The organism is Variovorax sp. J2L1-78 (assembly GCF_030317205.1).
Classification (GTDB): Bacteria; Pseudomonadota; Gammaproteobacteria; order Burkholderiales; family Burkholderiaceae_C; genus Variovorax; species Variovorax arabinosiphilus.
The window spans coordinates 2,773,998-2,792,663 of record NZ_JASZYB010000001.1 but is presented as its reverse complement, the minus strand read 5'-3'; the positions used below and the strand labels follow the sequence as shown (position 1 = coordinate 2,792,663).

Genomic DNA, 18,666 nt, shown 5'->3' with positions numbered 1-18,666 from the left:
CATGCCGCCGCCTCCCACCGAGCTTGCACCGTGGTGAGACACACCAAGGCCGAAGCCGACCGCACCCGTACCCGCGTGCTCGAGGCCGCGCTCGCGGCCTTCGCCGAGGGCGGCGTGCGCACCACCAGTCTGGAAGACGTGGCGGCGCGTGCCGGCGTCACGCGCGGCGCCGTGTACTGGCACTTCGCCGACAAGGCCGCGCTGGTGACCGAGCTCGTCGAGGGCGTGCGCTGGCCGCTGGACATCGGTGGCGACGTGGCGGCCTACGAGGCGCATCCGCAGCCGCTCGAACTGTTGCGCGAGCAGTTGTGCCGGCAGATCGAGCGCTGCATGGCCGACCCCTGGCAATCGCGCGCCGTGAAGATCGTGCTGCGCCATGGCGTCGAGTCGGAGCTGCCTGCGCCAGCCATGGCGCGTGTGGAAGGCGCCCTGGCCGAGACCGTGTGGCGCCTCGGTCGCGTGATGGCCATCGCGCACCGCCGCGGTCAGCTGCGCGCCGGCCTGCGCCCCGCGTCGGTCGCACGCTGCCTGCATGCAGTCGGCATCGGCGTTCTGTCCGACTATGCGAGTGAGGCGGCCGCCGCACGGCAGAACGCCTCGCCGCTGTGCCTCGAACTGTTCATGGCCGGCGCCGGCAGCGCCGGGGGCGATCGCTTCAGCGACGCGTCGACAGGCCGTTCAGGGTCGCCAGGTCTTCATCGCTGAGCTCGAGCGCCGCACTCGCCAGGTTCTCCCGGAGATGCGCCACCGACGACGTGCCGGGAATGAGCAGGATGTTCGGCGAACGGCGCAGCAGCCACGCGAGGGCCACCTGCATCGGCGTCGCCCCCAGCCGTGCGGCCACGTCGTTGAGCGCGCCCGACTGCAGCGGGGTGAACCCGCCCAGCGGGAAGAAGGGCACATAGGCGGTTCCGCTGGCGGCGAGCTGGTCGATCAGGGCGTCGTCGCCTCGGTGCACGAGGTTGTAGTGGTTCTGCACGCAGACGATCGGCGTGATGCGGCGGCCCTGTTCGATCTGCGCCGGCGTGACATTGCTCAGCCCGATGTGCCGGATCAGGCCGCGGCGCTGCAGTTCGGCCAGCGCCGTCAGCGGCGCCTCGATCGAGCCTTCGGCCGGGCCGTGCACGTCGAACATCGCGCGCAGGTTCACCACGTCGAGCACGTCCAGGCCGAGGTGGCGCAGGTTGTCGTGTACCGCGCGTTCCAGGTCCGCTGCGGAGAAGGCGGGCTGCCACGAGGCGTCGTCGCCGCGCATGGCGCCGACCTTGGTGACGATGACCAGGTCGTCGCGGTAGGGATGCAGCGCCTCGCGGATGAGCTGGTTGGTGATGTGCGGCCCGTAGAAGTCGCTGGTGTCGAGGTGGTTGATGCCGAGGGCCATGGCTTCGCGCAGCACGGCGAGCGCGGCGGGGGTGTCCTTGGGCGGGCCGAACACGCCGGGGCCGGCGAGTTGCATGGCGCCGTAGCCCAGGCGATTCACGGTGCGGGTGCCCAGGCGGTAGGTGCCGGCGGAAGCGATGCGGGTCATGGTGTGGTCCTTCGGGAAGTGGTGTGTCATGAATCTAGGAGCGCAGGCACTGCGCGACAATCCACTGCAATCTGCACAGGCCGTGCAGAAATCAGGACAGTCCATGGACGATCTGGCAGACCTCACCGCCTTCCTGGCCGTCGCCCGCGAGGGTGGCTTCCGCAACGCCGCGCGCGTGGCCGGCACCAGCGCCTCGCGCCTGAGCGATGCGGTCCGTCGGCTCGAAACCCGGCTGGGGGTTCGGCTGCTGCATCGCACCACCCGCAGCGTGGCGCCGACCGATGCCGGCGCGCGCCTGCTGGAGCGGCTCGCGCCCGCGCTCGGCGAGGTGCACGCGGCGCTGGACGTGGTCAACGGCTTTCGCGACCAGCCGGCGGGCCGCCTGCGGCTCAACGTGCCGGTGAGCGCCTCGCGGCTGGTGTTGCCGCGCATCGTGCCGCCCTTTCTCGCGAAGTACCCCGACATCTGCCTCGAGGTGATCGCGGAAGACCGCTTCGTCGACGTGCTGGCCGAAGGGGCCGACGCGGGCATCCGCTATGAAGAGCGGCTCGAGCAGGACATGGTCGCCGTGCCCATCGGCCCGCGCGTGCAGCGCTTCGCGGCCGCCGCATCGCCGGCCTACCTCGATCGCCGCGGCCGCCTCGCGCATCCGCGCGAACTGCTCGGCCACGACTGCCTGCGCGGACGCTTCGCGAGCGGGGCGATGCCGGCATGGGAGTTCGAGCGCGACGGCGAATCGGTCAAGGTCGACACGACCGGGCCGCTGATCGTCGGCCTGGGCGCGACCGTCGACCTCGCCGTCGACGCGGCTGTGGCGGGCAGCGGCGTCATCTACCTCTTCGAGGATTGGTTGCGTCCATTCATCGATCGCGGCGAACTGGAACCCGTGTTGGAGCCATGGTGGCCGAGCTTCTCGGGGCCGTTCCTTTACTTCTCGGGACGACAGCACCTGCCGGCACCGCTGCGGGCGTTGGTCGACTTCGTGCGGGAGATGGAACACTGACAACCGACCGGTGAGCCCTGCCTACGTGCGCACGCCCTGTTCTCCGGCTGGAGGTCGCGCGAGGTCTGGTCAAGGTCGTGAGCATCCAACCCGAACGAAAAGGATCTGCCATGACATCGAGCTCCGACAAGACGACGCTTCCCGCACCCACGACGGCAAAGGACATGAACGAAGCCCGCGCAGGCGACCGCGGACCTGCCTCCGGCCGGAACATCGAGCAGAACCGCGCCATCGGCCAGGACGACCCGATGGACGGAAGCCGCATGGGCCGCGAACAGCACAAGGCCCGCGACTACCCGGGTTCGGGCGAGGCGGGCGATGGTCAGGGCACCGACGCGACGCAGGTCGCCGAAGGGGTGAAGGACAAGCGATAGCGGCAGCGATGCCGGCCGCAGAATGAGCGCCATGCCCCTGATCAAAGCGCTCGTCTCACTGGCGGCCTGTCTCACCGTCGGCGCGGCCTTCGGCCAGGCCCCTGCTGCCGCGCGAACCGGACCGGCGGATGCGGAGATGCCCGGCGATGTGCTGACGAACGGTCGCGTCGATGCGGCCAGGTACCGTGCCACGGCCGCCGCCATGGGCACGGAGGTCGGCATCGCCTATCGCTACGGGCCGAGCGCCGCGGACCTTGGCTATCCCGCAGCGACGGTGACCTATGGCAAGCGGCCGGACAAGAGCTATGACCCGATCTCGGTTCGCCTCGGCTGGAGCAACCGCAGTTGCGTGTCGCCCGGCGGCTGGTGCGGCACATGGCAGATCGGCCGCGCGACTTCGAAGGAGCCGGGCGACTTCAGCTCGTCGATCGTGAACGTAGCCTACGTGCCGGATGCGGTGCCTCCGCCGTCGTTCTTCCCGAAGAAGTACTTCGGCGTCGCCAGCCTGCAGCAGTTCGGCATCGCGCACGACGTGGTCGCCGTGAAGCCCGAGCATTCGTGGACCACCTACGACGGCCTCGCGCGCGACGGTGGCGCCAACGACGGCAACATCGAGGCCGCGGCGCAGACCATCGCCATGGACCAGAAGCCGGTGGCGGTGGGCAAGTGCTACGGCCGCGGCGGCTGGTGCACCAACTCGATCGCCGTCTTCGCCAACGGCTGGCTGATGGGCGTCGGCTCCAACACCGCGCACAACCGCATGCGGGTGAAACTGGCCGACGGCAAGGTGCCGACCGCCATCGCGGTCACCAACAGCGGCGAGTTCGCGCTGGTCACCGTCTGGGACACGGCGGCGGTGCGCGGCCAGATTGCGGTGGTGGCGCTGGCCGATGGCTGCCAGTGGTGCGACCCCGCCAAGGAACGCGACTGGGGACGCAACTGGGGCAGCGCCCGGCGCATGTATCACGGCTTCCCCGGCCTGGGCAACTACATCGCGGCCAAGGTGATCGGCTACGTCGACCTGCCCGACACCTTGAAGGCTCCCACCGAGATCAGCGTGAGCACCGGCAAGAGCCACGGCGACTACGAGATCGTGCGCGACTTCTGGGCGAACGACATCGACACCGCCGAGCGCCGGGCCCAGTACTTCGACGGCGACGAGCGCAGTCTGGCGATCGCGCGCACCGGCATGGCGGTGGTGATCAGCAAGAACGAGAAGCGCGCTGCCTTCATCGACCTGCGCCCGCTGTTCCAGTACTACCGTGCCCAGTACCTCGGCCAGGACCAGGCCAGATGGCATGCGCTGATCGCCAGCCGCGGCGAGGCGCCGAACCAATGGCCCTACGCCTTCAGCGCCGCACCGGCGCAGGTGCCGACCGTGGTGAAGGTGATCGACCTGCCGGCACGGCCCACGGCCGTCAAGCTGGGGCTCACGGCGCCGTACCGCGCCTTCATCGCCACGCAGGAGGGCCGGCTGCGGGTGTTCGACCTCGGCACCGCCTACCTCGACCAGGCCGGCAAGGCCGTCGGCAAGCCCGCCGACATCGTCGAGAAGTTCGCGGTCGAGGTCGGCAGGAACCCCACGGACATCACCTACGTCAAGGAGCGCGGCTGGAACGAGACCACGGCGCTCTTCGGGCCGCTGGGCCTGAAGCACGACCGCTCCTACTGGGTGACCTCACGCGGCGAGCGCAAGGCGCAACTGGTGAGCTTCGACGCGACTTTCGGCAGCGCACGCACCGTGAAGACCCTGGCCGACAGCCGCATCGTGGATCCGATCGCCTCGGACGACGCTGCCAACCATGGCACCGAGAGCTACGTCCTCACGCTGGCCGACTACGGCGGCAAGACGGTGCGCAACTACCTCTACGGCCCGGTCATCGCATGGACCTACGGCACACAGGACGGGTGGACGATCTGCCCGGCGCCGCAGGGCTGCACGCTGCTCGACGGCAAGCCCTTCGAGTATGGCGGCGGCTACGACCTGCCGGGCAAGCCGTTCCACGCGGCGGGGGCGAACATCAATTGAGCGCAGCGGCTATCGAGTGATCAAGCCCCATCGGTTGGGGCAGATCTCATTTGCCCCCCTGTCCGCCTAGGACCGGGTTGCGAGGGAGATCAGTGACAGCACCAGGGCGAGTGCCAGGCCGACGACGAGCGCCGCCTCACCCCAGACCCGGTCGCGCCTTGGCGGCCGGCTCGGTTCGTAGGTGCGAAAGCGCGCTGCGGGCCGCGCGTCTCTCTGAGGCTTGTCGATCCACCAGCCGAAGTTGGTATCCCAGTCTTTCTCGTGCGGTGATGGCGAACTCATGTCACCAAGTTTAGCTACGCCGCTGACATTTGGTTAACCAAAGTATTCATTCGTGCGAGACGTGCGCAGTAGTTCACATGCGAGCGCGAACGCGCAGCTGTTCGATGCTTGGCCCTCGGCGCGGCGTCCAGGGGAAGCTGCCGGCGATTGGTCAGACGTAAATATCCACCTGCGTGCCCAGCGCACCCTCCCCAGCATCGGCTGACTTGGACCGCTCGGTCTCGTGGGAGCGAACCTGTGCCATTTGGCGCGCGGTGCTGGCTGCAGCCTGCTGGCGCTGCAGGTCCGAGATCTGCTGCTGGATCATTTGCATCTGCTGCGCCAGCAGGTCCAGCTGCATCTTGATCGCGTCTCGCGCGGGGCCTTCAGGGGCGCCGATCAAGGTCGACTGCGTGTCCTGGATCTGCTTTTGCAGCACGACCAACTTCTTCTGCAGCGCCGCGATCTGACTGCCTGAGTTACCGCCGCGCGCAGGCGTCGCTGCCGCTGAGCCAATCGCCTGGACCATTGCGTTTTCTTCCTTCATGAATTTGAGTCTCTATCGGCACTTCAGTGATGGTTCTGAAGGGCTGACACGCGGACATCGCACTGAGTGGCGCTTGACCACCAACGTGAAAGCGTGCCGCTGGTCCGCCGCTGGTTTTCGTTCCGCCGTCCGGCCCGAATTTGCCGAACTTGATTCGGCGCCCAGGCCGGCCGCCTGAGGTCGTCCGCGTGGTGCGGTGCGCGCTGCGCGATGGATCAGCGTCCGCCGCCAGCTCCCCCGCCCCCAGCTCCGCCTCCACCGCCTCCGCCGCCTCCGCCCCCGGAGCCCCCTCCGCCGCCGCCAGATCCACCGCCTCCGGCACCACCGCCCCCTGAGCCTCCGCCACCAGAACCGCCTCCGGAGCCCCCGCCACCCGCGCCGCCTCCTCCAGACCCGCCTCCCGGGCCGCCGCTGCCAGAGCCACCTGCGCTCGCGCCTGCGGCAGCACCGGCGCCAAGGCCGGCGTCTGCAGCCGCACCACCGCCGTCGCCGCCGACTGCGCCTTGGCTTGCGGCGCTACTCCCGCTCGATGCCATCGCCGTTCCAAGGGTGCGCAGGGCGTCAAAAACCTTGTACAACGGGTTTCCACTGGTCGCGGCAGCGGCGCCGGCCGACGCCGACGAAGGGGCGGCGCTGCCTGATGCCGCAGGCGCAACCTCGGCTGAGGAGGGCGGCGGTCCACACAGGGCACTGAGCCGCGCATCGCAGCCGGCCGAAGGCACCGGTTCCTGACGGGTCGGCGCTGGTGATCGGGCAACTGGCGCCGTGCGAGAGCTCTGTCGCCGCACTCCTTCCTCGCGTACCGCGGCCACGCGCTGACGTCGGACGAGTGCCTTCTGCGTCGGCAACTCCGCCGGCTCTCCGCGTACCGCACCGCTGTCGAGGGAGGGTGGGCTGGAACGCTCGTCCGGCGTTGGTCTCGCAGGCGAAGAAGCCTCGACACCGGACATGTCCAGCGAGTCCAAGGCGCCTGATCTAACAGAGGGAATGTCCGGCGCAGCGGAGTGCGCCGTCGTGAGCGCCGGGGGTTCAACGGCAGACTGCGGTTCAGCAGCAGTGGAAATTTGCGGCTGAGCGCTGGACGCTGGCACGAGCTGCAGCGCAGGCGCCACCGCCAGCGAAGCAGAGTGAGTCGAGGGCTCGTCGTTTGTCCTCGTCGGACTCTCCAAGTACGCCGATGGGGTCGGCCGAGTCAAATACCAGAGCATGAAGCTGCCTTGCAGGACGGTCAGTGCCAGCACCAACCACACCACCGACACGTCTATGCCCATCAGCACCGGGAGCCATCGCCAGCGTGATTCGCTTGCCTTCCATGGACGTGTGGCCGGGGCGGAAATCTTCCGGGTCTCCAGGGGCGCCGCGACGAGCACCGCGTCGCGCCGCGTGGAGTCAAACGCGGTGGCGGGCGTCTTGATGCCAGAGAACCTGCCTGTGCATCCGCGACAAAAGCGCGCGCTGTCGCGGTTCTCGGTATGGCATGAACTGCAAAACTTCGTCATGACGGAGCTCCTGGGAAGCGATCCCGAAGCCTTCCAGCCCTCGCGGGCAAACGGTCGCCAAGAACGGCAAGACAAATGCCAAGAAGAGCGCGACGGACACGATCCAGTTGATCGCCGCAGCCGCGTGAAAGGCGCAAAGGTCCGCTTCTGGCGAAGCGCCGCTGCCCGTCCACGGCGCCACGTTCTTTACGACGATCCATCGCTACTGAGGACAACCCAGACGGTCCGCGCGAGAATCTTGACGTCCAGCCAAAGCGACCACTGCGATGCGTAAGTCATGTCGAGCTCGACGCGGGCGGCATAGGAAAGCCGGTTGCGACCGCTCACCTGCCATAACCCCGTCAGTCCCGGTCGCATCTCGCAATAGCGGTTCCAATGTGGCCCGTAGAGCGTGCGCTGGCGCGTCATGCAAGGCCGGGGGCCCACAAGACTCATGTCACCCTTGAGCACATTGAAAAATTGCGGAAGCTCGTCAATGCTGAACTTCCTCATCACTTTGCCGAGCGGCGTGATCCTCGGGTCATCAGCAAGCTTCTGGAATGCGTTCCATTGGTCGCGCGCTTCTGGGTTCGCGGCGAGGTGCCGTTCCAGGATCTCGTCGGCGTTCACCACCATCGAACGAAATTTGTAGAAGCGAAACGTTCGCCCGCCCTGGCCGATACGGTTTTGCCAGTAGTGCACCGGGCCACCCATGCACAGACGCACTGCCAACGCGATGGCAACGTAGAACAGGCCGAAGCTCAGGAGAAAAAATAAGGCGCCCGCAATGTCCAGCGCGCGCTTCGCGACGCGTTGTGACGTTGTCAAACAATAAGGGCTCGCCTCGTCCGGACAACTGACAAGCTTCGGTGCTTGGACAGGCCGCGAAACGGCGAAGAAGTCGAAATCAGGTCGCATGGGTCGGCTTACGAGCGGTACGTCAAAGAATGTGAAAAAATCACATTGCGTTGTCCCGCATGCGCGGCTTGCTCGATGTAGGACTAAAGGCTGAATTTTCGCGTTCGACCGCCGCTGCTTAGACGCGTGCGTTTTGCGATACGACTTCCAGCGTCACGTCCTGCCCGGTGCCCACCGCAGATTGGTACCGGTTTGATTCCCGGCTCATCTCAGCTCTTGCGATCGCTCGAAGCCGGGGCGAAATGAACGTTCAGAGGAGTTGGCCTCCCGCGCATCATGAATGCGTCTGCGCTCCAGGTCAGCGTTTGAGTCGACCTCTGCGGGGCTTGAAGTTGCCGTGTTTGAAATCCGGCATAACGTTGCCGCTGCGGCAAGACTTTGCTGGTTTTACAGGGTCGGTGATCCGGCCTGGTCTGGCCTTGGTGCCCTCGACAGGAATCGAACCTGTATCTGAGTCTTAGGAGGACCCCGTTCTATCCATTGAACTACGAGGACGCTGGGCAGCGGCGACTTTAGCAGTTCGTCAGTCGTACTTCAGCGTGTAGATCAGGTCGACGCCGCTCTGGATCCCGGCTTGGCCGCGCAGGGTGAGGCGCTGGGTCAGGTCGTAGAAGATGTAGAGCGTACCGAGCATGCCGGTCAGGCTGCTTTCATAGGTGACGTAGAAATCGCTCGACAGGCGCTTGCCCAGCGTGACGGCCGATTCGCGCAGTTCGCCGCCCGGGTTCGGGCCCTTGAAGCCGATCTCGTCCAGGCCCAGCCGGCTCGCCAGGCTGCCCCCCGAGCCGCCCTTGCCGAGGCCGCCGAGCAGGGCGAGCGCAGCCTGCTGCATCAGGATCGACTCGCCGCCGCTGCTGGCCGACGCGCGGCCGAGCACCACCCACGACAGCGTCTCGACGTCCGACAGCACCGGCTCTGAATACAGCTTGACGCGCGGCGACTGGGCCGTGCCCGTGACCTGCACGCCCGCACGCTGCGTGATGTTCGGCCGGATCGCCAGGATGTCGAGCGAGGGGTTGTCGACCGGGCCGTTGAATCGCGCCAGGCCGGTCTCGACGTCCAACTGCTGGCCGTAGGCGCGGTACTGGCCCTTGACGGTGCGGACCTCGCCGGTGACGCGCGGCGGCGCGGTGAGCGACGTGCTGCGGATGTCCAGCTTGCCTTCGAGCCGGGTCGTGATGCCGCGGCCCTGCACGGCGAAGTCCTTGCCGAGATCGAAGGTGACGGCCACGTCGGGTGCCTTCGCGGTCTGTGGCTTGGCGGCATCCGCGCTGGCACGGGCAGCGTCGCGCTGCGCGGTGGCAGCGGCTTCGGCGGTCTTGGCGGCGGAGCGCACGACCACATCGCTGCCCAGGCTGGGTGCGCTCTCGTCGGGCAGGATGATCACGGCGCGCTCGGTGTCGATGTTGCCGCGCACGGTGAACTGGCCGTCGGCGAGGCCCGCCTGCAGGTCGCCCGACACCGTGATCTGCCGGTCGGAGCGCACCAGCAGGCGCAGGCTGCGCAACTGGGCGCGCATGTCCATGCGGATGCCCGACGCGCCGCTGCCGGCGGGCACCGCGCCCCAGCTCATCTGGCCGGTGCCCGACAGCGTGCCGCCGTCGCGCGCCGCTTCGCTCGCGGTGGTGCTGACGTTGCCGCTCTGGCCGGCGATGCGCGCGCTGCTGCCGCGGCCACCTTTGAGCGTGAATTCGGTGATGTCGACACGGTGGCCCGACAGCGTGGCGCGCAGCCGGCCGTCGCGCAGGTCGAGCCCTTCGACCAGCGCGCGCAGGGCGAGCTGGTCGGCGGCCAGCGTGCCGTTCCAGCGCGGTTCGGTGCGGCTGCCCGACAGCGTGGCATCGGCGTCGAGCGTGCCGGCGATGCGCCAGCCCGGCGGCGCCAGCATCGACCAGACGCCCAGGCTCGGCATGCGCGCCTTGACCGCACCGGACAGCGGCGCGTCGGCCGGCCACTGCCAGCCGCCGTCGCGCTGCAGCACACGGGTGCCGAGGGTGGCGTCGATGTTGCCGGCGCGCATGCTGTCCCACACCAGCTTGGCCTGCACCGATTCGCCGCGCGCCTCGATGCGCAGCTCGGCCTGGCGCAGGCCGGCGGGCGTGCTCGGCCCCTCGACGTTGCCGGTGCCGCTGACCATCTTGATCTCGCTCCTGGCGCCGGTGCCGCGGCTTTCGATGCGGGTGACGAGTGCGGCCTCGCCAGCCTGCACGCGGATGTCGCCGCTGCGGCGCGCCAGGCGCAGGTCGGCGCGCAGGGCGTCGCCGGCCTCGATGTCCCAGTCGCCGTCGAAGATCAGGTCGCCGGTCACGCCCATGCTGGCGAGCGAGCTGTTGCTGTCCATGGCCTCGGCCCAGGCCATCGGCAGGCCCTGCATGCGGCCCTTCGACTGCAGGCGGAAGGCGCGCTGCCCGGTGGCACCGGTCTGGCGGAAGCGCACCGGCTCCCAGTCGATGCGCACGGTGCCGGGCACCGGCCCCTGCAGCGTGGCGCCACCGGCGGAGGTGTCGACTTCGAGGCCGCCGGCGGTGCTGCGCACGTTGGCGTTGAGCGGCGCGCTCAGCGCCACGGTCCAGGGGCCGGGGCGGGTGCTGTCCTGGGCCTGCACGCGCAGGCTGGCCAGCGCGGCGCGCCAGCGGCCGGGGCCTTCGAGCGCACCGCTGGCGCGGGTGTCCAGCGTCATCTTCTGCGTGCCGCGGGTCGCCTCGCCCTGCAGCGCCAGCGTGGCCTGCGCCAGGCTGCCGGACAGCTCGGCGCGCAGGCCGCGCAACTGAACGGGAAGCGCCGGCGGGGGCGGCACGCTGCCGGCAGGCACTGCAGCAGCAGGAAGGCGCAGGTCGAGCCGCGGCACGGTCAGCGTGGCCTGCACGGTGGGTTCGGCAGTGCCGCGCGGCGCGGGCGTGGTCGCGTTCTGCAGCCGGCGCTGCACGGCCTCCCAGCCGCCGTCCCAGCGCGCGTCGAGGCGCGCACTGCCGTCGGCGCTGGCACCGGCGAAGACCTTGCCAAGGCCCGGCAGCGTTTCGACCCAGCGCTGCAGCGTGGCGGCGTTGTCGATCTGCGCGTCGATCTGGCCGCGGCCCTGCGCCGGCGCGATCCGTCCGGCGACCTGGGCGTTGCCGCCAGGCAGCACCAGCTTCAGGTCGCCGCTGCCGGCGCGTTCGGCGATGCGGGCCTGCAGCGTGCCGGCGACACTGGCCTGTGCCGCCTCGACGCGCAGCGTGCGCAGGTCGAGCACCTCGTTCTTCCACTGGCCCTGCGCGACAACGCGGTCGAGCCGCAGGCCCTGCAGCGCGGCGCTGCCCGCGGTGCCCTGCGCCTGCAGCGCCACGTCGAAGACCAGCGCATCGTCGCGCTGTTCAAGCTCGGCCTTGCCGCCGACCGGCGCACCGGCCAATTGGGTGTGCAGCGCGCCCGGCTGTACGTTGCGCACGGTGGCGCGCACGGCCCAGGGCAAGGGGGCAGGGCTCCAGTCGCCTTCGGCGTCGATGCGGCCGCCGCCGGTGCGCACGGTGGCGCCGGGCACCGTCCAGGTGGTGCCGTCGTAGGTGGTGCGGGCCTCGACGCGCTCGACCGGCAGCTTGCCCTGGTCCCACGGGCCGGGCAGGGCGTTGCGAATGTCGGCGCTGGCCTGCCATTGCACGCCGCTGCCGGCTGCGCCGGGGCCGGCCAGCACCTGGCCGCTGAGTAGCGTGGCCGGGGCGGTGGGCCACAGGCGCGCGAGGTCGACGTTGCGCAGGTCGGCGTTGGCGTCGATCACCGGTTGCGGCTGCCACGGCGCGATGTTCGCCTGCAGCTGTGCCTGCATCGGGGCGGTGGCGTCCTGCTCGGCGGGCTTCAGGTCGGCGGCGATCGCCAGGCGGGCGTCGGCGCCGGCGAGCGTGCCCTTGGCCGTCGCGGTGGCCAGCACGTCGATGCTGCGGCCTTCGGCCAGCGGCGCGCGTACGCGGCCGTCGAGCGCGAGGTCGAGCGCCATCGGCGCATCGCCCTGCAGCCCGACGCGCGCGCTGTAGTGGCCGTCGGCCATGTCGACGCTGTCGACCTTCAGCGTGTGCTGGCGCTGCGCGTAGATGTAGTGGCCGGCGAGGTTGGTGGCCTCGACCACCGGCGGCCCGGCCCAGCGGACGGTGCCGACGCGGAAGGGCAGGTCGACATCCACCGGCAGCACGATCTGTTCGAGCGGCTGCAGCGGCTCGCTGGTGTCGGGCGCGGGGCCGCGGCGCTCGATGCGCACGTCCTTGGCGACGACTTCGCCAAGCTGGACCTTGCGCTGGAACAGCGGCTTCAGCGTCCAGCCGATCGCGGCATCGTGCACCTCGACCGAGAGCGTGGGGCTCTGCCATTGCAGGTAGCCGATGCGGCCGCCGGTGCGCAGCGAGCCGCTCACGTCGCGGCTCTGCAGCGTTTGGCCGGGCGGCATGTAGTGCGCGGCCTTGGCGAGCGCATAGGCGAGCGACTGGTCGGAGCCCAGCCACCACCACGCGCCGGCGCCGATCGCGATCACCAGGACGATGAGCGTCACGAACGCCCATGCCAGGCCGCGCAGCACGCGGCGCGTGCGCGACCGGCGTGGCGCGGGCAGAGGGGTGAGCGTCTCGGTCGTTGCCACGCGTGTGCCTAGAAGCTGAAGCCCAGCCGCAGGTGCAGCCGGTACTTCTTCGTGTCGACGCCGTAGGCGACGTCGGCCTGCACCGGCCCGACGGGGCTGCGCCAGCGCACGCCCACGCCGGTGCCGACCTTGGCCTTGAGCTCGCCGAACTTGTCGGCCACCGACCCGGCGTCGACGAAGACCGCGCTCTCGAAGTCGCTGAGCTTGCCGTTCCAGAGGATGGGCCGCTGCCATTCGACGCTGCCCACGCCGAGGTAGCGGCCGGCGACGATGGCGCCATCGCTGCGCTCGGTGCCGATCTGCCGGTAACTGTAGCCGCGCACCGTGGTGTCGCCGCCGGTCAGGAACAGCAGCGTGGTCGGGATCTGCGCGTTGTCGCGGGCGACGACGGCGCCGCTCTCGGCGCGGAACTGCAGGCGGCTGCTGCGCGAAGCACCGCCATCGGTGCCCTGCACCGTGCCGATGGGCAGGATGCCGAGCCAGCGCAGGTAGCTGCGGATGAAGGGCGCGCGCTCGCCGATCAGCGTCTGGCCCACGCCCAGTTCCAGCGACAGCCCCTGGCCGCGTGTCGGCGCCGCGTTGTCGTCGAAGTAGCGTCCGGTCCAGCCCCAGTTGGCGCTGATGGCCGACGCGGACGGGGGCGCGCCTTCGCCCTGGTTGGTCGCGTAGTCGTACTGCAGGAACAGGCTGCGCTCGATGCGGTCACCGGTGCGGCCACGGCCGGCGCGCAGACGGCCACTGTCGGTGTCGTAGGTGCCGGCGGTTTCGTGCTTGAGCAGGCCCGAGCCGAACCAGCGCCAGCCGGTGTCGTCGGGAATGGCGTTCCAGTCGGTGCCCAGCGACTGGGTCTTCTGGTCGATCGACAGCTTCGACACCGCCCGCCAGCCCAGCAGCGGCATCTGGTTGTGCACGTGGTCCAGCGACACGCGCGGGCCGCTGTCGGTGGTGAAGCCCACGCCCGCCACGACCTTCTGCAGCGGCGCCTCGCGCACCTGCGCGATCACGGGCGCGGTCTGCGGGTCGGTGCCTTCGGTGTCGAGCGTGAGGAAGACCGAGTCGTAGTAGCCGCTGCTGGCCAGCCGCTGCTGCGCGTCGAGCAGCTTCTGCTGGTCGTAGTCGGCGCCGGTGGGGATGCGGGCGATGCGGCGCGTGCCGTCGGCGCTGTAGCGCTGCACGCCGCGCACGTCGAGCGGGCCGAAGCGGTACGCCGCGCCGGAGTCGTAGCTGACGCCCAGCTTCGCCTCGCTCTTGTCGGCATCGATCTCGGCCCGGCTGGTGGCGACGCTGCCGGTGGCATAGCGCTTGGCCGTCAGGCTGCGCAGGCCGACGGTCTTGGCGTTGTCCCAGGCCTGTTGCGTGAAGAGCTGGCCGGTGCGCAGCGTCCAGGCTGCGCGGATCGCCTCGCGCTGTGCGGCGGCGCTGGGGTCGTTCGCGATGGCGCCGCGAAAGCCGATGTCCACCGCGCCGATGCGGGTGGGTGGGCCGGGGTCGACGGTCACCACGACCTGGCGCGGTGCCTTGCCGCCGAGCGTCTCGTTCAGTTCGAGCGTGAGCGTGGGCGTGAAGTAGCCGAGCGTGCCGAGCAGCTCGCGCGCATTGGCCTCGGCCGCCACCATGAGCCGCGACAGCTCGGTCGCGCCGAGGTCGGCGATCTTGCTGTAGCGCTGGATTTCGAGGTGCAGCGCGAGGTAGTTGCGGACGTCATCCGGGCCGCGCACCTCCAGCGTGAAGGCATCGCCGGTCGACGGGGCATCGGCCACCACGGCCTGCTTGCTGGTATCCGTGTCGGCGTCCTTCTTCGGCAGCAGGCTGCATCCCTGCAGAAGAAGGACGATTGCAAAAAGCAACGCCGGCCATGACGCCGGCGTTTGAAGGGAAGCCACCCTGAGCATCGCTGCATTCTGACAGCAGTTCCTGCACGCTCCGGGCCGCGGCGCGTCGGACGGCGGCGCGTCTTGCGCTTAGCGGCCTGTGACCTTTTTGGCCAGGCGCCAGAGGATCGGCGGCACCCACTGGCGCAGCATCGCCTTGGCGGCGTCGATGCGGCGCGGCTGGATGAAGATGGAAATCGAGCGATCCAGATCTTGCTCGGGCATCGGCGTGCCGGTGTAGAAGTAGGTCGCCACCGAGCGACGTGGCCGGTCGTCGGGCGCCTGCAGCGGGGTGGGGTGGCCGTGGAAGCTCCTGGGGCCGTGCGGCATCAGCAAGGTGCGACCGAACTCGGGCTGCACGGTGGTGACGCACTGGCCGTCCTTCGCATCCCACAGCTCGAGCGCCGAGCCCCATTCGGGCTGCCAGCCGCGGTTGAGATAGGTGATGAACACCATCTCATTCTTGAGGCCGGTCTTGGGATGGCGATCGAAGTCGCGGTGCACGGCGAAGCTCCCGCCGGTGCGGCTTTCGTGCAGCCCGCCGCCGTGGCGCAGCGGGTCGGGGATCAGGTAGGGCGTGCCGGTCACGTCGGACAGCCAGGTGGTGAACCAGCCGGCATTGACCAGGTCGAAATAGAGCTGCGTGGCCGGCCCCAGCGTGGCGCCGAGCACCGAGCGGCGCGTGCGCTCGTAGCTGCTCTGCACGTCGTACCAACCGCCATCCTCGTGCGTGTCGAATTCCTCGAGTACCAGCGTCAGCAGGTCGGGGTTGAAGAGGCCGTCGACGACCAGGTGGGGAAAGGGGGCCGCGCCGGCGAGTTGGGCGCGCAGGCGCTGGCGCGCCTCAGGCGTGAAGAAGGCCGGGTCGACCAGTTCGTCCAGCAGCAGTGTCGTGCCGCGGAGCGTGATGCAGTCCGCCCGTCGGGTTCGGACGATGCCCAGGGGAGAAGGGTCGCGCAGGGCAGAGGCGAGGGCAGGCATGGTGCTGGGTCTCGAAGGGCAACCACCGGGAGAAGTTCTCGCCCCATGAAGCCGTTATCGCCAATGTAACAAAAAGCACTCAAATCGCGAGGGATTTTTGCCGCACTTTTCAGTGTGTCGTTATTTCGACAGCATCCGCATGGCGTCCTCGAGGCCCCGGAGGGTCAGCGGGTACATGCGGTTGGACATCATCTGCTGGATGACCGCGATGCTTTGGCGGTACTGCCAGACCCCCTGCGGCTCCGGGTTGATCCAGGCGAACTTCGGGAAGGTGTGCGTGAGGCGCTGCAGCCATTCTGCACCGGCTTCCTCGTTGTTGTATTCGACGCTGCCGCCCGGCTGCAGGATCTCGTAGGGGCTCATGGTCGCGTCGCCGACGAAGATGAGCTTGTAGTCCTTGTTGTACTTGCGCAGGATGTCCCAGGTCGCGAACTTCTCGGAGAAGCGGCGCCGGTTGTTCTTCCACATGAAGTCGTAAACGCAGTTGTGGAAGTAATAGAACTCCAGGTGCTTGAACTCCGTCTTGACGGCCGAGAACAGTTCCTCGACGCGCTGGATGTGCTCGTCCATCGTGCCGCCCACGTCCATCAGCAGCAGCACCTTGACGTTGTTGTGCCGCTCGGGGCGCATCTTGATGTCGAGGTAGCCCGCGTTGGCGGCCGTCTTGCTGATGGTCTCGTCCAGGTCCAGCTCTTCTTCGTGGCCCTCGCGGGCGAACTTGCGCAGGCGGCGCAGCGCGACCTTGATGTTGCGCGTGCCCAGTTCCTGCCCGTCGTCGTAGTCCTTGTAGGCGCGCTGGTCCCACACCTTGACCGCGCTCTTGTTCTTGCCCGCGCCGCCGATGCGCACGCCCTGCGGGTTGTAGCCGCCGTGGCCGAAAGGCGAGGTGCCGCCGGTGCCGATCCACTTGTTGCCGCCCTCGTGGCGCTCCTTCTGTTCCTCGAAGCGCTTCTTGAGCGTCTCCATGAGCTCGTCCCAGCCCATCTTCTCGATCTTGGCTTTCTCCTCGGCACTGAACTCGCGTTCCAGCGTCTTGCGCAGCCAATCGAGCGGGACGTCCTTGGTGAAGTCGGTCAGCACGTCGACGCCCTTGAAGTAGCCGGCGAAGGCGCGGTCGAACTTGTCGTAGTGCTTCTCGTCCTTCACCAGCGTGGTGCGGCTCAGGTAGTAGAAGTCGTCGAGGCTGCAGGCGTCGTCGGAGTTGGGCCCCACCACGTCGGCCTGCAGCGCTTCGAGCAGCGTGAGGAACTCCTTGACCGACACCGGCAGCTTGGCCGAGCGCAGGGTGTAGAAGAAGTCGATCAGCATGCGTGGACCCTCCGTGGATCAGTGCTCGGCCGGGCGCGGCTTGTCGAGCAAATAGAGCAGGTGCGCCTTCACCTCCGGCCATTCGCCGGCGGTGAGGCTGTACATCACCGTGTCGCGGGTGGTGCCGTCGCGCCGCAGCGCATGGCCGCGGATCACGCCGTCCTTCTTGGCGCCCAGGCGCTCGATCGCGCGCTGCGAGGCGAAGTTGTAGTTGTCGGTGCGCCAGCCCACGGTGCGGCAGCCCATCGTGTCGAAGGCATGGGTGAGCATCAGCAGCTTGCAGGTGGTGTTGATGTGGGTGCGCTGGCAGCGTTGGGCATACCAGGTGTAGCCGATCTCCACGCGCTTCACGGCCGGCAGGATGTCGTGGAAGCTGGTGGTGCCGAGCACCGTGCCGCTGGCCTCGTCGGTCACGGCGAAGGCGAAACGGTGGCCGTCGTCGCGCCCCTTGAGCGCGGCCTCGATGTAGGCGCCGGTCTGCTCGGGCTCGGGCACCGAAGTCACGCGCAGTTGCCAGAGTTCGCCGTCGGCGGCCGCAGCGCGCAGGCCGGGCTCATGGTCGAGCGCCAAGGGAACGAGCGCGAGGCCCCGGGCCTTCAGGGTGGTGGGTTCGACGAATGCCATGTTCAGACTCTGGGATCTCCGTATTTGCGCCGGTACCACGCCCGACCCAGTTGCACGCCACCGCCGCCGCCGAGGCCGATGAGCGCGATGCCCAGCATGGCCGGGCCGTCGTAGCCGTTGGGCCCGAAGGCATCGAAGCCCAGCACGATGCCGAGCCAGCGGCCGAGCAATGCACCGACCACGAAGCCCAGCGCCTGGGCGATGCCGAGCAGCAGCAACTGGCGCGGCGGATGCGGCGTCGTGTTGTTCATGGCTTCAGCGGTTGTTGCGCTGCATGAAGACCAGCTTCTCGAACAGTGTCACGTCTTGCTCGTTCTTAAGCAGGGCGCCGACCAGCGGCGGCACCGCGACCTTGTCGTCCTTGCTCTGCAGCGCTTCGAGCGGGATGTCTTCGGCCACCAGCAGCTTGAGCCAGTCGAGCAACTCGGAGGTCGACGGCTTCTTCTTCAGACCCGGCAGGTTGCGCACGTCGTAGAAGGTCTTCATCGCCGCGGCGAGCAGGTCCTGCTTGAGCGTGGGGAAGTGCACCGCGACGATGCTCTTCATCGTGTCCGCATCGGGGAACTTGATGTAGTGGAAGAAGCAGCGGCGCAGAAAGGCGTCGGGCAGTTCCTTCTCGTTGTTCGAGGTGATGAAGACCACCGGCCGGTGCTTGGCGCGGATCAGCTCGCGCGTCTCGTAGCAGTAGAACTCCATGCGGTCGATCTCGCGCAGCAGGTCGTTCGGGAATTCGATGTCGGCCTTGTCGATCTCGTCGATCAGCAGCGCCACCGGCCGGTCGGCCGTGAAGGCCTGCCAGAGCACGCCCTTGACGATGTAGTTGTGGATGTCCTTGACCCGCTCGCCGCCATCGATGTCCGAGAGCTGCGAATCGCGCAGCCGGCTCACCGCGTCGTATTCGTAGAGGCCCTGCTGCGCCTTGGTGGTCGACTTGATGTGCCACTGCAGCAGCGGCAGGCCCAGGGCCGCGGCCACTTCCTCGGCCAGCATCGTCTTGCCGGTGCCCGGCTCGCCCTTGACGAGCAGGGGGCGGGTCAGCGTGATGGACGCGTTGACCGCGAGCATCAGGTCCTGGGTGGCAACGTAGTTGTCGGAGCCCTTGAATTTCATGGATGACATCGAGCGGGGAGTGGGTGAATCG

General features: G+C 68.7%; 15 protein-coding genes and 1 tRNA gene. 4 read left to right on the top strand and 12 right to left on the bottom strand.

The window, feature by feature from the left end:
* Nucleotides 1–30 precede the first annotated feature (30 nt).
* Entirely contained in the window at nt 31–705 is a 675-nt protein-coding gene (locus QTH86_RS13335; RefSeq protein WP_286649197.1) for a TetR family transcriptional regulator, read from the top strand.
* Here QTH86_RS13335 and QTH86_RS13330 read toward each other — a convergent pair.
* Nucleotides 656–1,528, bottom strand: coding sequence for an aldo/keto reductase family oxidoreductase (locus tag QTH86_RS13330; RefSeq protein WP_286649196.1), 873 nt, complete (start codon nt 1,526–1,528; stop codon nt 656–658). The genes QTH86_RS13335 and QTH86_RS13330 overlap by 50 nt on opposite strands.
* Before the next feature lie 103 nt (nt 1,529–1,631).
* On the opposite strand from QTH86_RS13330, the gene QTH86_RS13325 reads away from it, so the two are divergent.
* From QTH86_RS13325 to QTH86_RS13315, 3 genes are all read left to right on the top strand, one after another.
* Nucleotides 1,632–2,531, top strand: a complete 900-nt coding sequence (locus QTH86_RS13325) for a LysR family transcriptional regulator (RefSeq protein WP_286649195.1) — start codon at nt 1,632–1,634, stop codon at nt 2,529–2,531.
* Between the two features lie 110 nt (nt 2,532–2,641).
* Nucleotides 2,642–2,905 (top strand): hypothetical protein, encoded by a 264-nt coding sequence (locus tag QTH86_RS13320; RefSeq protein ID WP_286649194.1) that lies wholly within the window; start codon nt 2,642–2,644, stop codon nt 2,903–2,905.
* A gap of 31 nt (nt 2,906–2,936) precedes the next feature.
* A complete protein-coding gene (locus QTH86_RS13315; RefSeq protein ID WP_286649193.1) occupies nt 2,937–4,934 on the top strand; it encodes a hypothetical protein in 1,998 nt (665 codons plus the stop codon).
* A gap of 66 nt (nt 4,935–5,000) precedes the next feature.
* Here the strand turns inward: QTH86_RS13315 and QTH86_RS13310 are convergent, their stop codons facing one another.
* From QTH86_RS13310 to QTH86_RS13260, 11 genes are all read right to left on the bottom strand, one after another.
* Nucleotides 5,001–5,216 carry a hypothetical protein gene (locus QTH86_RS13310; protein WP_286649192.1) on the bottom strand — a complete coding sequence of 72 codons (216 nt, stop codon included), beginning with the start codon at nt 5,214–5,216 and terminating at the stop codon, nt 5,001–5,003.
* A gap of 151 nt (nt 5,217–5,367) precedes the next feature.
* Nucleotides 5,368–5,742 (bottom strand): FlxA-like family protein, encoded by a 375-nt coding sequence (locus QTH86_RS13305; RefSeq protein WP_286649191.1) that lies wholly within the window; start codon nt 5,740–5,742, stop codon nt 5,368–5,370.
* Nucleotides 5,743–7,427: 1,685 nt separating this feature from the next.
* Nucleotides 7,428–8,138, bottom strand: coding sequence for a sugar transferase (locus tag QTH86_RS13300; protein ID WP_286649190.1), 711 nt, complete (start codon nt 8,136–8,138; stop codon nt 7,428–7,430).
* Between the two features lie 420 nt (nt 8,139–8,558).
* Nucleotides 8,559–8,633 (bottom strand) — tRNA-Arg (locus QTH86_RS13295).
* Nucleotides 8,634–8,661: 28 nt separating this feature from the next.
* Nucleotides 8,662–12,741, bottom strand: coding sequence for a translocation/assembly module TamB domain-containing protein (locus QTH86_RS13290; RefSeq protein WP_286649189.1), 4,080 nt, complete (start codon nt 12,739–12,741; stop codon nt 8,662–8,664).
* Nucleotides 12,742–12,749: 8 nt separating this feature from the next.
* Entirely contained in the window at nt 12,750–14,633 is a 1,884-nt protein-coding gene (locus QTH86_RS13285) for an autotransporter assembly complex protein TamA (RefSeq protein WP_286649188.1), read from the bottom strand.
* A 69-nt stretch (nt 14,634–14,702) separates the two neighbouring features.
* Nucleotides 14,703–15,593 (bottom strand): 2OG-Fe(II) oxygenase, encoded by an 891-nt coding sequence (locus tag QTH86_RS13280; protein ID WP_286649187.1) that lies wholly within the window; start codon nt 15,591–15,593, stop codon nt 14,703–14,705.
* Nucleotides 15,594–15,713: 120 nt separating this feature from the next.
* The gene (locus QTH86_RS13275; RefSeq protein WP_286649186.1) at nt 15,714–16,901 is read right to left on the bottom strand and encodes a vWA domain-containing protein; all 1,188 of its coding nucleotides are present in this window, start codon (nt 16,899–16,901) and stop codon (nt 15,714–15,716) included.
* A gap of 18 nt (nt 16,902–16,919) precedes the next feature.
* On the bottom strand, nt 16,920–17,525 hold the full coding sequence (locus tag QTH86_RS13270; protein WP_286649185.1) for a GNAT family N-acetyltransferase: 606 nt from the start codon (nt 17,523–17,525) through the stop codon (nt 16,920–16,922).
* A gap of 2 nt (nt 17,526–17,527) precedes the next feature.
* Nucleotides 17,528–17,776, bottom strand: a complete 249-nt coding sequence (locus tag QTH86_RS13265; protein ID WP_286649184.1) for a hypothetical protein — start codon at nt 17,774–17,776, stop codon at nt 17,528–17,530.
* 4 nt (nt 17,777–17,780) lie between these two features.
* Entirely contained in the window at nt 17,781–18,635 is an 855-nt protein-coding gene (locus QTH86_RS13260) for an AAA family ATPase (protein WP_286649280.1), read from the bottom strand.
* Nucleotides 18,636–18,666: the final 31 nt, after the last annotated feature.